Source organism: Arthrobacter sp. YN (assembly GCF_002224285.1).
Classification (GTDB): Bacteria; Actinomycetota; Actinomycetes; order Actinomycetales; family Micrococcaceae; genus Arthrobacter.
In genome coordinates this window covers 4,182,806-4,197,838 of sequence record NZ_CP022436.1, presented here as the reverse complement: position 1 = coordinate 4,197,838, position 15,033 = coordinate 4,182,806, and the positions used below count along the sequence as shown (strand labels likewise).

Sequence of the window (15,033 nt, the reverse complement as noted above, 5' to 3'; positions counted from 1 at the left end):
CAGCAAGTCCTAGAGTTGCTGCACTTACAACGACCGCCATGGCCAGACCGGCGCGTGCCGAAGTCCCAAACAGATGCATCCGTATACCCCCATGGAGAATGTGGCCACCGTGGCCCCCGCGAATTCTATCGGAGTCGTTTGGCATAGTTGGCCGCACCGGACCAACGCAAACGCCCGACGGCGATCGTCGCCGTCGAGCGTTTCCGTCCCCCCAATGGTCGGCTACTTCAGCCGGGCCGCGAGATCTTCCCCAACAGCGAAGGCACGGGTGATCGCGGAACCAAGGGTGGCACCGCCACCGGGGTAGTTGTTGCGGAAGACCCCGGCCGAGACGTTGCCCGCCGCATAAAGTCCCGGAATGGCCTGCTGCCGATGGTCCAAGACGCGACCACTGAAGTCCGTAGCCAACCCGCCCGACGTGCCGAGTACGCCTGCCCGGATGGGAACCGCGTAAAACGGTGGAACCAGCAAGGGCGCCAGACAAGGATTGGGGGTGTTCCCGGCATCGCCCAGGAATCGGTCCTGGGCAGTGGCGCCCCGGCCGAATTCCGTGTCCACGCCGAGAAGCGCGTCGGCGTTGAACCGGGACACCGTGGCATCGAGACCGGCTGGATTGATGCCCACCTCCTTGGCCAGGAGTTCCAGGCTGGGCGCGGACACCATCCACTCTGCAGGTTCGCCCGGTGAGGAGCCCGCTACCGGGTATTTGGCCACATAGGCGGAATCAAAAACCAACCACGCCGGGTTGTTCTGTTGCCTGCCCGTATGCGGGTTGATCGAGGCGAAGACCCTGCTGGCGTCGTGATAGTTGAGCGCCTCGTTGACGAAACGCTTGCCGTCGCTGTTCACGGTGATGGATCCCGGCAACGTCATCTCCACGTTTCCCATACGCCCCGACTGCTGACCGTCGTACTGATGGGCCGCCGTCGAAATCACCGGAACGCCCCACACTGCCGTCATGTCCTCAACAGCCGCGCCGGCCTTGAGCCCGAGTTCCAAGCCGTCGCCCTCGTTGGACGGGGCGCTGATGGGCGTCACCTGATACGGCAAGAACGCGCTGCGAAGCCGCGGATTCCATTCGAAACCACCAGAGGCAAGCACGACGGCGGTCGCGGCCACGGTCGCGTCGGCAGAAACGCCACCGAGACGCACCATCCACCCGGCACCTGACGGTGACAAGTCCTCCACCGGACTGGACACCACAAGGTGCACGCCGCGGTCCACAGCGCTCGCGATCAGGCTCCCGACCAAGGCGCCGCCCATGGTCCGGATCCCGGTGGACGCCCGGCGTTCCAGCAGCAACGGATCAGCGGCGCGGCCGTTGAGTTCATCGCGTTCGGTCATGGTGAGCAGCGGGAAGTACGACGACGGCCGGATCAGTCCCGAAAGGCCGGGGTAGTCCTGGGGATCGAAGGCGTTGTTGTCCAGGCCGCGGCCGCCGTCCGCGGATCCTTTCCATTCCATGTGGTAATCCGGGCGGGCAATGGGAACCATGGACACTTTGGTGTTCCGGTTCAGGAAGTCCACAGCCCGCGGCGCAGTGGCGACGTACCACTCGATTTCCTGGGCCGTCATCACGTGGCCGGCTGCCTCCGTGAGGTAAGCGACGCCGTCGGCATGGCTGTCCTGGTACCCGGCAGCCTTGGCGAGGTGGTTGTTCGGTGCCCACATCACGCCGCCACCGGCAGCCGTGGTGCCGCCCAGCAGCGGCGCCTTCTCCACCACCAGGACGCTCAGTCCGGCATCGGCAGCACGGACGGCGGCCACCAGTCCGGCGGCGCCACTGCCCATGATCACGACGTCGTAGCTTGCCTTGAGTTGTTCGGGCGCGGTGACGATTGAGGTGCTCATGCGACGCTTCCCGCAGGCATCTCGATGACGATTTTGCCGATCTTCCCGGTTCGTCCCTGCATCAATCGGTACGCCTTCTGCACCTCCGCAAATGCGAAGCGGTGGGTCATGAGGGCACGTGCCTGTTCGGGGTGACGGGACAGCAGGGCGAGCCCGTCAGGGATGAGGTTGAGGCTCATCCGGCTGCCCATGAGATCCAGTTCCTTGTAGGGGATGTCCTTCATGGAGACGCTGGCTTGCCGCGGAGAGATGCCCACCTGGACAATCCTGCCGGCGCTGGCAACCAGCCTGATGGCATTCTCCAAGGAGGAAGGAACCCCGGTGGCTTCGATGACCAGTTGCGGGCCGTACCCGTCGGTCATGGAGTGAAGGCGCTGTGCTTGGTGTTCATCCGGGAAGTCGCTTCCCGGCCTTACCAGCAAGGTGTCCGCGGCACCGAACCCGACCGCAAGATCCAGCCGGTGCTGCTCGGTATCGGCGCAGATCACCGTGACTCCAAGCTCCGTCAAGAACAGCGTGGCCAGCAATCCGATGGGGCCGCTTCCCAACACCAGCGCGGTGTCGCCGGGCTCGGGTCGGCCGCGGTTGACGGCCTGCATGGCGATGGATGCGGGTTCGGCCATGGCGGCGATGTCCAGCGGGAGATCGTCGGGAACGGGGCACAGCTTCTCCACCGGGACGCTGATCAGTTCTGTCAGTGCCCCATCCGAGTAGCAGCCCAGGCAGCCCACGTTCTGGCAGACGTTGTACCGGCTGGTGAGGCACGGGCGGCACTCGCCGCAGTAGATGATGGGGTTGACGGCAACGCGGTCGCCGATGCTGATGTCCTGGACTACGTCCTTCCCGGAGCCTCCGGGGCTGGTATCGCCAGGCGCGAGGGCCTCCACGATGCCGGAGAACTCATGGCCTTGGACCAGGGGGAGCTCTGTGGGGTAGTCGTCCTCCCAGATATGAAGGTCGGTGCCGCAGAGCGTGACGTTGTGGACCCGGACCAGGGCGTGGCCCGGTTCAAGGACAGGCTCAGGAGAATCCAGAAAAGCAATGGTCTCCTTGGAGACGGTGATCGCGGACAGCACTGGTTGACCTCAGTTCTGCGCGGCGGGCGTGGCTGCCGGCTGCGCAGCCTCAGCGCCGAAGAAGATGTTCCACTGCCGCACGGTCCGTTCCTCAATGAGCCCTGCCTGGTGGAACGGGTCCTGGTCCATGAGGGCTTCGACGTCGGTTTTGCTGTCACCGGCGATGATCAGCAGAGCGCCTGGTGATTCCTCCGGACCGAAAGGGCCGCTCCTGAGGAGGCGACCGCCGTCGAACTGGGCTTTGAGGAACTCCACGTGAGCGGGCCGGACTGTATCCCGGCCGGCGGACGTCGAGTCGGAGTAGGCGTATGTAACGGCAAACGTGGCCATGAGGTTGTCCTCTTCATTGAGTGGGTGGGGCTTTCCTCAATGCTGGGCAACGCATTAGGCCTTGTCCAATACTTAGTTGATCTCTCACCATGTGCAGAAACTACATAGTCGGCTAGTCTGCGGGGGTTGGCAGCACTTCCTCGGCCACCTGTAGTGCTGCCCGGACGGCCGGCGACATGGCGCCCGGGTTCCAGGCGAGTCCGGAAAATAGGAGGACGTCGTCGCCTTGAAGCGGCAGGAAGACGATGCCCGCCGGCATGATCCCCTCAATGGACTCAGGCATCAGGCTGATGCCCACGCCACCGGCCACCAAGGACAGCGCCGTGTAGGGGTCGGAGACCTCCTGGCTGATCCTGGGGCGGAACCCGGCGGCAGCACACGCCGCGAAGGTGACCTCACGCAGCGTGGACCCTTGGGCGGCTGGCATGGTGATGAACGGATCACCGGCCAGCTCGGCCACTTCGACGGAGGCCTGTCCGGCCAGGGGGTGGTCTGCCGGCAGGGTGACCCCCAGCCGCTCAGTGGCAATACGCCGGGTGGCCAGCGACGGAGCGTCGATGGGAAGGCCGATGAAGGCCAGATCCAGTGCACCGTTGCCCAGCTGGTGAAGTGCTTCCTGGGTCAGCAAGCCTCCATGAAGTGTGACGTCGAGTTGCGGGTAGTGCTGGCGCAGGGCCCGCGTCAGCGGAGGGAGCGTGGCGTGGTTCAAGGCACCGGAGAAGCCGATGGCGAGCTTGCCATAGATGGTCCCCGATCCGGCGCTGACAGCCCTTCGTGCCAGGTCCACTTCGTCCAGGATCCTACGGGCGTGCGGCAACAGGGAATGCCCGGCCGGGGTCAGTGTGACGGACCGGGTGTTGCGTTCAAAGAGCGGTGCGCCCAAGCTCTTTTCGAGCTTTTTGATGGTTTGGCTCAACGGCGACTGGGCCATGCGAAGCCGCTCAGCCGCCCTGCCGAAGTGCAATTCCTCGGCTACTGCCAGGAAGGCCTCAATTTGCCGCAGTTCCACGTTGCCTCCCGGATTCTCGCGCTTCAGTGCAAGGCTATATTGGGTTTGAGGTCCGCGATGCAGCCGACCGGAAAAGCACTACGGAGGCATCATGGCCAACTCGGCGTCGGGGGAGTCCGTGATCGAACGCGTCGTGAAGATCATGGATGCGTTTTCCAAAGGCCAGCCGTGGCTTCCCTTGAAGGACATGGTCCGGCTCACCGGAATGTCCCGCAGCACGGTGCATCGCCTGGCTATGGATTTGGCGGCCAACGGACTCCTGGAGCGTAACGCGGCCGGCGAGTTCAGTGTCGGAATGAAGATGTGGGAACTGGCCTCCCGCAGTAATCCCTTGGAGGAATTCCGGCGTCGCGGCTTGCCGTTCCTGGAAGGTGTCCACGCGGCCGTGCGGGAACACGTGGCCCTGTCCATTCCGGACGTGGAAACCAACAGTGTTCTTTACCTCGAACGCCTGGACCGGCATGGAACGGTCATGAACCTGGCGGAGGTTGCCGGCCGTCTGGACATCCACACCACGTCGTCGGGAATGGCCATGATGGCGCACATGCCGGGCTGGGTTCAGGACCGTTTCCTGGCAGGAAAGCTGGAGAAGACCACGCAGGCAACGGAGGTGGACCCTGCGAGGATCAGGAGCCACCTCGCCCAGATCCGCGAGCGTGGCTATGCCCGTTTGGTGGGTGTTCTGGTGGAGGAGAACACGGCCTATTCCGTGCCGGTGTTTGGCCAGGGCCAAGCCGTCATAGGTGCCATTTCCGTCGTCGTCCCTTCCGTGGACGAAGACGCCGGGCTGATACTCCCGGTCCTGGTGGCCGCAGGCCGCGGCTTGTCCCGGACCATGGGCGCTGAACGCCGGCCTTATGGCTCCCGTCCGTGGTTGTCCCACCCGGAGCCCTGACGAGTCAGAAAAGAGACCTGTCCCGTTCAACGGGAAGTTGCGCCGCTGCGTGTGACCTGGGTCCTACAGTCGATTCCAGAGGAACAATCGCCTGTGATCTGGAGCACAGCTACGGGAGTCGTTATCAACGGCCACCGGGCGGGCTGCACAACAAAGCAGCAGCCGGCGGTTTGTGCCTCGTCCAATTCTTTGCCGGGCAAGGCACCATGGCGGTGCCACTTCCCGCGGCACTCAATGAGGAGACAGTATGGGACACGTGCAGCAGCACTCGCCCTCGGACGCCAACAATGCGGCCTCGCCGCTTGGAACAGAACCGGTTGGAACAGAGCCGGTTGAACACGTCAAAATGCCCAAGAAGGCGGCACTCGCCTCCTTCCTTGGATCCACCCTGGAGTACTACGACTTCTTCATCTACGGCACTGCCGCCGCCCTGATCTTCCCCAAGATCTTCTTCCCCGGCGGCGACCCCGTAGTGGCATTGCTCGGAGCCATGGCGACGTTCGGCGTGGGCTACCTTGCCCGGCCACTCGGTGGCTTGGTGATGAGCCACTACGGTGACAAGATCGGCCGGAAGCAGGCGCTGATGGTCACGCTGGTGATCATGGGCGTCGCCTCCATCGGCATCGGATTCCTGCCCACGTATGGACAGATCGGCTACTGGGCAACGGCGTTGTTGCTGGTGGGCCGGCTGGCCCAGGGCTTCTCTGCCGGTGCTGAAGCCGCAGGTGCCTCGACCCTCACCATGGAGCACTCACCCGAAGGCCGCCGCGCGTTCTTCACCAGCTTCGTGATGACCGGATACGCCTCTGGAATGGTGCTGTCCACGGTCGTTTTCATCCCGTTGGCCGCCCTGCCCGAAGAGCATCTGCTCAGCTGGGGCTGGCGCGTGCCGTTCTGGCTTTCGGTAGTAGTCCTTGCGGTGGCGTACTGGATCCGGACCCGTTTGGATGAGCCCCCGGTGTTCGAGGAAATCGTGGAGCATGACAAGCCCAAGGCGATTCCCGCCGTCGCGGTCATGAAAACCCAGTGGCGCGACGTCCTGCGCGTTGGTGTGGTGATGCTGTTCTCCGTCATGCAGACCACCTTCACCGTCTATGCATTGGCCTACGCCACCGGCCCCGCCGTGGGGATCGACCGCACCCTCATGCTCACCGTGAACGCCGTGACCATCGGCCTGTCCATGGTGACCATCCCCATCTCGGCCATGATCTCGGACCGCATTGGCCGCAAGAAGGTCCTCCTGGTGGGTGCGGTTGGCTGCGCGCTGACCACCATCGGCTATTTCTGGGCCATCAGCGAGCAGAACATAGCTCTGATTTTCCTGTTCGGTTTCCTGAACATGACGGTCTTCTACTCCTGCTGGAACGGCGTGTGGACGGTGTTCTTCCCAGAGATGTTCCCCGCAGCGGTCCGCTACTCCGGCATGGCGATCGGCAGCCAGATCGGCTTGATCCTGGCTGGCTTCGCACCGGCCATCGCAACCCTCTTGGCCCAGCCCGGACCGAACGGTTGGTGGCCTGTAGCGGGCTTCACCATCCTGTGCCTGGTGGCTTCGGCCATCGCCATCATGACGGCCCGGGAAACCTACAACGTTCCGCTGGAGGACCTCGGCAAACCGCGGAGTTCCGTCAAGTAGCAATCACAACGCACGACGCCGGGCGGCAGCTCCCAGCCGCCCGGCACCGGCCCGTCCACGTCAGAACCACAGCAAACGACTCATTTGCCCCGAAAGTTGGATTACCCGATGACTTCGTCAGCAACCGCACCCCGCATCTTCCGTGTTGGAATCGCGGGTTGCGGCGCCATTTCCCGCAACCATCTGGAAGCATTCAGTGCCCTGGACAACGTCAGGATCGTCGGCGTCTGCGATGTGGATCCGCGCCGGGCCTCGGCAACAGCGAAGAGCTGGGGAATCCCGCATGCGGTCACCAGTGTTGACGAGCTCCTCGCCTTGGACCTGGACATCGTTTCCGTCTGCACGCCGCACCCCACCCACGAGGACGTGGTGCTGAGGGCAGCAGCAGCCGGGGTCAACGTTCTCTGCGAGAAACCCATCGCTACCAAATTGGAGTCCGCCGAGCGCATGGTGGCAGCCTGCGAAGACGCCGGAGTTGAGCTGGGGGTCCTTTTCCAGCGCCGCTTCTGGCCGGCGTCGCAGAAGATCCGCACCGCGATCGACGACGGCACCCTGGGCCGGGCGATCATGGCCCAGTGCTCGGTCATGCTGCACCGCGACCCGGACTACTACAACCGCGACGCTTGGCGTGGCACGTGGGAGAACGATGGCGGCGGAGTGCTGATGTCCCAGGCCGTCCACCAAGTCGACCTCCTGCAGTGGTACCTGGGGGACGTGGCCGAGGTTTATGGCAAGGTCAACACCTACCGCCACGGCGACTACATAGAGGTAGAAGACTCCGCGACGGCAGTGATCACCTTCACCTCCGGAGCCATGGCAACGCTGGAGGCCTCCACCGCGGTATCGCCCAACCTTGGAATCCAGCTCCGCATTACCGGCGAAACGGGCGCCTCGGCATCCCTGACGGAATTCCCGGAAGGCAGCGATGGCCGACTGGACCTGTGGGCGGTGGGTGAGCGAATCGTCGTCGAGCCTGTCCATCCTGAAGGCGTCGAACCGAACGTTGACCTGTCCGTCATCAACGGCCAGCTGATCCCGTTCCACAAACTGCAGGTGAAGGACTTCGTGCAGGCGCTGGAAACCGGCACCGAACCGGCCATCACGGGAAAAGACGCGCTGAAATCCTTGCGGATCCTGCTGGCAGTCTACGAGTCCTCACGCACCGGCCAACCCGTCCGCTTCGCCGCAGTACAGCCCACCCACGCAGCCATTCCAGAGCTGCGCGGCCGTGAAAAGGTGGCTCGCTGACCATGGTTTCCACCACGCCCGCAGCGGGAATGCCACTGACCCTGGGCCGCAACGGCCGCACCCCTACGACACTACGCAACCGCCTCGCGTCGGCCCCCATGGAACGCAATTACGGCACCACGGATGGGCACATCACCGAGCAATACATTGACTACCTCGTAACCCGAGCCAAGGCCGGCCTGGGCCTGGTGACCACCGAAGCGACGTTTGTCCGCGCCGACGGCAAGGGCCGCACGCACCAACTCGGCCTGCACACGGACCACATGATCCCCGGGCTCCGCCGCCTCACCGACGCCCTGCACGCCGAAGGTGCGCTGGCCGCCGTCGAACTTAACCACGGCGGCCGCACCGCGCAGTCCTCGGTGTCCGGGTTCAAGAACCTCGCGCCGTCGCCGGTTCCGTGCCCGACGGCGGGTGGCGAGGTTCCGCGGGAACTCACCGCAGCTGAGTGCTACGAACTCGTGGCCGCCTACGCTGCTGCGGCGAAGCGCGCAGTGGCTGCAGGGTTCGACGTCATCAACCTCCACGGCGCCCACGGTTACCTGATCCACCAGTTCATGTCGCCCATTTCCAACCACCGCACGGATGAGTTCGCGGCGCCGGAGTTCTTCATGAACCTGGTCATCGATGCCGTGCGCGAGGCGGTGCCGGACACGATCGTGGGCATGCGCGTCTCCGTGGTGGAAGGTCCGGCCGACGGCATCAGCGCCGAACAGCAAGTGGCCATCATCAGAAAAGCCCATCTGGACAAGCTCGACTTCCTGGACCTATCCGCGGGCAGCTACGACGCCGGCGAATGGATTGTGCAGTCAGGGGAGTGGAAGCCCGGAATCTTGTCCGACTACGCCCAGGCCTACCGTCAGTTCGGTCTCCCTTTGGGCATGGCCGGACGGCTCAACAGCCCGGAGATCATTGACGAAGTCCTCTCCAACGGGACCTGCGATTTCGTGAGCCTGGCTCGCGCCATTCATGCGGATCCTGCTTTTGTGGGCGGCGTGCTGCGCGGTGAACGCTACCGGCCGTGCATCGCGTGCAACGTCTGCATCGACAACCTGGGGCTCGGCCAAGTCACCTGCACGGTCAACCCTGCCGTTGGGCGTTCGCGTGTACCCGTTCCAACGCCGGCCGTCCGCCCAACCTCGCGCGTGCTGGTGGTGGGTGCCGGACCCGCCGGGCTCACCGCTGCCCGCGAGCTCGCCGAAGCGGGAGCTCAGGTGACGTTGGTTGACGACGGCGCGCGGCCGGGCGGGCAGTTCGCCCTCGCCGAGCGCATGAGGTCCACGCCCGACTTCCACCGATTTGCCGACTGGTCAGCCTCGGAGAACGAGCGCCTCAGCGTGGACGTCCGCTTGGGTACCCACGCTGACACGTCCGACGCCGGTAAGTTGGCCCGCAATTTCGGCGCCGACGCGGTTGTCATCGCTTCTGGTGGTGGTCGGCCGGCGGCTGGGTTCATCGGCAGTGATTTACCGCGTGTTAGCGATATCCGGGACTGGCTCGCGGCGCACCCGGAGATTCTCGACGGCGGTTCGCGGCCACCGGAGGCCGTGACCATTTGGGGCGCTGATTCCGTGTCCATGAGCGTGGCCGACACCCTCGCTTCGCAGGGGACCGCTGTGCTGATCATCGGACCCCAGGAAGCGCTGGCGCCGGAGTCCGGACGTCGCGCCAAGATCCTGGCCGTGCCGCGCCTTGAGGCCAACCCGCGTGTGCGGATTTTCCTGTCCAGCACCATCGAGGAGTTCGATGGCGGCCGGGTACGCATCAGCCGTTCCGGCAGGGGCGACCAGTGGATCGACGCCCCGGGGGAGTTGCTTGTTTCCCGCTCCGTGCTGCCGTTGGGCGGACCGCTCACCGTGGAGCAACGGGAAGCGGAGCTCAGCCGGTCAGCGTCCATTCCCGTCGCATTGGCCGGAACCGTCGTCGATACTGCAGCGGCCATTGTGTCCAACGCGGTCAAGAGCGGGTACGACGCCGCTCAGCGGATTGCTGCTGCTTTGGTTGCCCGTGCTGATATTGATGGTGCCGAGCTCGCTGGAAACGTGCCAGTTCGCCGTAGCCTTCCGGCGATCTCGCAGCGGACCGGCGATCCCGCTGCTCCCAGTGCCTCCAAGCCTGTTGCCATTCCACCCCTCGGCACGCCACTGCGTCGGCTCGGACTTGCGCAGCTCTCCCTCGTGGGCACCGCACCCCCGGACCTGGTGACCATCGCCGCTGAGGCCGGTTTCGACTTCATCGGCGCACGCGTGCGTCCAGTGACACCCACTGAGCGCCTGTACAACCTCCAGCCTGGCTCGCCCATGCTTCGCGAAACCCTGGCTCGAATGGCCGACACGGGAATCACCGTTGAAGACATCGAGTTCCTGCTTCTGGACGGAACCGGCCTGCAGAATGGCGCCGATCAACGCGAAGCCTGGCTGCGGATGATGGAAGCGGGTCAAGCCCTGGGAGCATCCACGCTGACTGTTGCTTGCGCGGATCCGGACCGGGACCGTTTCGGGGATCACCTCGCGCAGATGACGCAGGACGGCAAAGCGTACGGGATCATCCCCACGCTGGAACCCATCGCGTATCAGACCGTCCGATCCATCCCGCAGGCTGTGGAGCTCGCGGACCGGGCAGACTGCAAAATCGTGGTGGATGCACTCCACGTCAACCGCTTCGGCGGCACGTTGGCCCAACTCGAAGGCGCCGCCGACCTGGTCCCCATGATCCAACTCTGTGACGGTCCGGCCATTCCGCCGCGCAGCAAGGAAGGGCTGATCCTTGAGTCCCGCTCGGAACGGGGTGTGCCGGGGGAAGGCGAATTCGACCTTCCAGCCATGCTCGCGTCGTTTCCCGCCGACATCCCCGTCAGCGTCGAAACCCCTTCCGGAAGCAGAGTGGCCGCCATAGGCGAACTCGCTTGGGCCAAGCAGCTGAAGGCCGCAGCCGACTCAGTCCTCAACACCCCCGCATTTACTTGGAGCACCACATGAACAGCACCCCGTCCGTTCCCACCCTTGACTGCGATGTCCTCGTCATCGGCTCAGGAGCCGGAGGTCTCGCTGCGGCAGTGACAGCGGCCTATCACGGACTGAAAGTCATCGTCGTGGAGAAATCCAGTGTCTGCGGCGGCGCAACCTCGTGGTCCGGCGGCTGGGCGTGGGCCCCGGGTAACCCACTGGCGAAAGCCGAGGGCGTCAACGAAGACAAGGAGACATTCCGGACTTACCTCCGCGCCGTCCTCGGCGACGACTACCGGGAGCGGAACGTGGAGGCCTTCCTTGAGGCTGCCCCGCACATGGTGGGTTTCTTCCAGGAAAAGACGTCCCTGCAGTTCGTTCCGGGCAGCAAGATCAACGACATTTACGGCAAGCTCCCAGGCGCTGGCAAAGGCAACCGCTCTGTAGGGCCCAAACCCCTTAATGCCCGCAGCATCAAGCCGGCCCTTCGCGCCAAGATGCGTCATCAGCTGTACGAGACGTCCTTCCTCGGCATGGGCATCATGGCAGGGCCGGACCTCAGCAAGTTCCTCTCAGCATCACAAGGAAACCTCAAAGGGATCTTCCACGCGGGGTGGCGTTTCGGCTTCCACCTCCTTGACCTGCTGACCCACCGCCGCAACATGCAGCTGGTCAACGGCACAGCGCTCACCGGCAGGCTCATGAAGTCCGCAGATGATCTGGGCGTCGACCTCCGCGTCTCCACCCCTGCCACAGCGTTACTCCGCGACGACAACGGCAAGGTGACCGGCGCCGTCGTGCGTTCCCCGGAAGGCGAGCTGCAGATCAACGCCGGCCGCGGCGTCGTGCTGGCCACCGGCGGTTTCCCCAACGATGTTCAGCGTCGCAAGGAGCTGTTTCCCAAGACGCCCACGGGCCGGGAGCACTGGACGCTTTCCCCGCGCGAGACCGCCGGTGACGGCATCAACCTGGCTGAGTCAGTGGGAGCCCGTTTCAGGACCGACGTGAAGTCGCCGGCTGCGTGGTGCCCGGTATCGCTGGTGGCGTATCGCAACGGCCGGACCGGCGTGTTCCCACACATCATGGACCGGGCCAAGCCCGGCAGCATCGGGGTCCGCTCGGACGGGAAGCGGTTCGTGAACGAGGCCAACGGCTACTACGACTATGTTGAGGCGCTCATCGCGGCGACGCCGGAAGGGGAGACCGTGGAGTCGTGGCAGATCGCGGACAGTCGGTTCGTGCGGAAATTCCCGCTGGGAATGGCCAAACCGCTGCCCGTCCCGTTGTTCCCTTATCTGCGTTCCGGGTACCTCATCAAGGGCCGGACGCTGGAAGAACTTGCTACGAAGTGCGGTATCGACCCCGCCGAGTTGCGCCGCACCGTGGCGAGGTTCAACGCCAACGCCCGCGACGGCGTCGACCCCGATTTCGGACGCGGCGGGACGGCCTTCAACCGCTACAGCGGTGATCCCACCAACCGGCCGAACCCGTCACTGGGGGCCCTCGGGAAGGGGCCGTTCTACGCGGTGAGGGTGGTGCCGGGCAGCTTCGGCACCTTTGCGGGGGTCGACACGGATGGGCTGTCACGGGCGCTCAATGACGACGGCGTCCCCATCGAGGGCCTGTACGTCGCCGGCAACGACCAAGCCAACGTCATGGGCGGGCACTACCCCGCGGGCGGCATCAACCTTGGCCCGGCGCTGACGTTCGGGTACATCGCGGGCCGTCACCTCGCCGGTGCGGACAGCTACGAGGACGACGGTACGCGCGCTACCGTCCCGTCAGCCGCGGAACCGCGGGCACAGTGGTGACAGGTGCCGGCGCCGGCGGGGGAGCAGGTGCCGCGAAGGGCCCGCTCGGGTAGAGGGCCGTGGCTTCCACCATGTAGTTTGCCCACTGCGGTCCGGCGATCATGTAACCGTCAAGGGATTTGTAGAACTTTCCGTTGATGGTGACGTTCTGCCCGGCTCGCTGCTGTCCCGCCGTCGTATCCCCAAAGAACGACGCCGTGGCAAGAGAGGTGGTGTAGCCGGCCACCCACGTGGCTCCGTTGTTGTTGGACGTGCCGGTCTTGGCAGCTACGGGAACCTTGGTGTGGACCTTGGGCTCGATCCATACGCCGGAGCCCATCTTGAGGACATCCTGCAGGACGGCGTTGACGCCACGGGCCACCGACGGTTTCACGGCCTCCCGGCATTGGGGTGTTTGGGCTTCGAACTGCCGGCCCTGGGCGTCGCTGATCCCAGTAATCGCGATGGGGGCGCAGTAGGTGCCGTCGTTGGCGAAGGTTGCGTAGGCGCTCGCCAGGACCAGGGGCGCCACGCCGATGGAGCCAAGGAGGTTGCCGATCTGGTGCATGTTCACCGGAGCGTTGTCGAGGCCGCTGTGCAAACCCACGGTGTCCACCATTTTCTGGATGCCGCAGAAGTCCAATTGCGCTGCCGTGGCGAACGTTGCGGTGTTGATGGAGTTGTAGAGGCCGTAGTTGATAGGCATGGCGCGGTAGTAGCCCACATCGTTGTTTTGCAGGTCGTCGTCGGCGCCCAGATTCTGTGCCTTCTGGGCGGAGCTGTAGCCGCCCAACACCCTTCCGCAACTGGAACGCCACGGGAACCCCACGGGGTAGACCCTGCGTGAGGCGTCAACCACGGCCGTGGGGTGCTTGCCTTGGTTGAGCCACTCGGCGTAGATGAACGGTTTCATGGTGGATCCCGGCTGGAAACCACCGGCACCGTTGAGGTCGTAGCCGTTCTCGTCCTTGGCGTCCACGTTGAAGTTCAGCTGGGTATCGTATTTTCCTTCCTGTGGCACGAAGACCGTGTTCTGCGCCATGGCCAGGATCTTGCCGGTGCCGGGTTGCACCGTGGTCATGGCCGCGCCCCATTTGTCCGGGTTGTCCCCGGCAGAGGCGTCCACTTGGGCCTGGGCAACGGCTTGGAGCCTGCTGTCCAAGGTGGTGGTGATGGTGAGGCCACCCCGGTAGAGCAATCGCTCGCGCTCGTTGACGGTGGAACCATAGGTCTCGTCGTTGAGGATCAGGTGGGAGACATAGTCACAGAAGTAGGTGGCTATAGCTGCCCCCGCGCACCCCTGCCGGGAAGGCGTGATGTTCAGCTCTATGGGTGTTGCCACTGCCACGCCGTGGTCTACTGCCGTGATCATGCCCTGTTCCAGCATCCGGTCCAGGACGAGGTTGCGCCGGCTCAACGCCGCATCCGGGTCCACGATGGGGTCGTAAATGCTGGGCCCGTTGACCAGTCCGGCAAGGACCGCGGCCTGTGGCAGGGTCAGGTCCTTCGCGGAGGTGCTGAAGAAGTATCGTGATGCGGCTTCAATGCCGTAGGCGTCCCGGTTGAAGAACACGATGTTCAGGTATCCCTCAAGGATCTGTTCCTTGTTGAACCGCTTCTCCAACTCGAGGGCGAGTTTGACCTCGCGGAGTTTGTCTCCCATGGTTTTCTGGCCGCTGAGCACCACGTCCTCAGGACGCCCCTCGGACAGCCGCGACTCGTTGAGCACGTTGGTGACATATTGCTGCGTCAGCGTGGATGCCCCTTGCCGTGTGCCTTTGGTCAGGTTGGAGCTCAACGCCCGGATGATGCCCTGCGCGTCTACGCCGGCGTGATCGTAAAAGCGGCTGTCTTCGATCGCCACGATGGCTTCCCGGATAAACGGTGACATCTCCTCCAAGGGAACTTTGACCCGGTTTTCTGCGTAGAACGTGGCGATGTGTTGGCCGTCTGCGGAGACCACGGTGCTGGAAAGGGAGGGGGAATCGACGTTCAGTTCGCTCGGCAGGTCCTCATAGAACCCGATCGACCCGCCCACGGTGGTGCTGGTGAACGCCACCACCGGGACCACCAGCCCGGAGATCAACACGCCGCAGAGGATACTCACCAGGAAGTACCCGAAGACCCTCAGGAGGACCTTGCCGAAACCGAGCTTTGGACCCTTGTTGCGCGCCATTTTCGTGCCATTCCGTCGGGATGTCAGGCTGAAAAGTAGCTACAGAATACGTCCGGCAACGCGGTTGGGAAATGGCT

10 protein-coding genes are annotated in these 15,033 nt (G+C 64.3%); 5 read left to right on the top strand and 5 right to left on the bottom strand.

Translation table 11 applies throughout. From position 1 onward, the window contains the following. Positions 1–222: 222 nt before the first annotated feature. From CGK93_RS19190 to CGK93_RS19175, 4 genes are all read right to left on the bottom strand, one after another. A complete protein-coding gene (locus tag CGK93_RS19190) occupies positions 223–1,851 on the bottom strand; it encodes an FAD-dependent oxidoreductase (RefSeq protein ID WP_089596186.1) in 1,629 nt (542 codons plus the stop codon). Next, positions 1,848–2,927: an alcohol dehydrogenase catalytic domain-containing protein gene (locus CGK93_RS19185; protein ID WP_089596185.1), complete on the bottom strand. Its 1,080-nt coding sequence runs from the start codon at positions 2,925–2,927 to the stop codon at positions 1,848–1,850. Before CGK93_RS19185 ends, CGK93_RS19190 begins: the two co-directional genes overlap by 4 nt. A gap of 9 nt (positions 2,928–2,936) precedes the next feature. Next, the gene (locus tag CGK93_RS19180) at positions 2,937–3,257 is read right to left on the bottom strand and encodes a YciI family protein (protein ID WP_089596184.1); all 321 of its coding nucleotides are present in this window, start codon (positions 3,255–3,257) and stop codon (positions 2,937–2,939) included. Positions 3,258–3,369: 112 nt separating this feature from the next. Beyond that, the gene (locus CGK93_RS19175) at positions 3,370–4,266 is read right to left on the bottom strand and encodes a LysR family transcriptional regulator (protein ID WP_089596183.1); all 897 of its coding nucleotides are present in this window, start codon (positions 4,264–4,266) and stop codon (positions 3,370–3,372) included. 91 nt (positions 4,267–4,357) lie between these two features. Here CGK93_RS19175 and CGK93_RS19170 point away from each other — a divergent pair, with 91 nt between their 5' ends. The 5 genes from CGK93_RS19170 to CGK93_RS19145 all read left to right on the top strand — a co-directional run bounded on the left by CGK93_RS19170 (position 4,358) and on the right by CGK93_RS19145 (position 12,801). Next, positions 4,358–5,161: an IclR family transcriptional regulator gene (locus CGK93_RS19170; RefSeq protein ID WP_089596182.1), complete on the top strand. Its 804-nt coding sequence runs from the start codon at positions 4,358–4,360 to the stop codon at positions 5,159–5,161. Positions 5,162–5,408: 247 nt separating this feature from the next. Further along, on the top strand, positions 5,409–6,797 hold the full coding sequence (locus tag CGK93_RS19165) for an MFS transporter (protein ID WP_089596181.1): 1,389 nt from the start codon (positions 5,409–5,411) through the stop codon (positions 6,795–6,797). Between the two features lie 108 nt (positions 6,798–6,905). Further along, positions 6,906–8,045, top strand: a complete 1,140-nt coding sequence (locus CGK93_RS19160) for a Gfo/Idh/MocA family protein (RefSeq protein ID WP_089596180.1) — start codon at positions 6,906–6,908, stop codon at positions 8,043–8,045. A 2-nt stretch (positions 8,046–8,047) separates the two neighbouring features. Beyond that, complete coding sequence (locus CGK93_RS19155) at positions 8,048–11,023, top strand: FAD-dependent oxidoreductase (protein WP_232481404.1); 2,976 nt, start codon at positions 8,048–8,050, stop codon at positions 11,021–11,023. Beyond that, entirely contained in the window at positions 11,020–12,801 is a 1,782-nt protein-coding gene (locus CGK93_RS19145) for an FAD-dependent oxidoreductase (protein ID WP_089596179.1), read from the top strand. The genes CGK93_RS19155 and CGK93_RS19145 overlap by 4 nt, the downstream gene beginning before the upstream one ends. Here the strand turns inward: CGK93_RS19145 and CGK93_RS19140 are convergent. Then, positions 12,761–14,956 (bottom strand): transglycosylase domain-containing protein, encoded by a 2,196-nt coding sequence (locus CGK93_RS19140; protein ID WP_089596178.1) that lies wholly within the window; start codon positions 14,954–14,956, stop codon positions 12,761–12,763. The genes CGK93_RS19145 and CGK93_RS19140 overlap by 41 nt on opposite strands. Between the last annotated feature and the right edge of the window lie 77 nt (positions 14,957–15,033).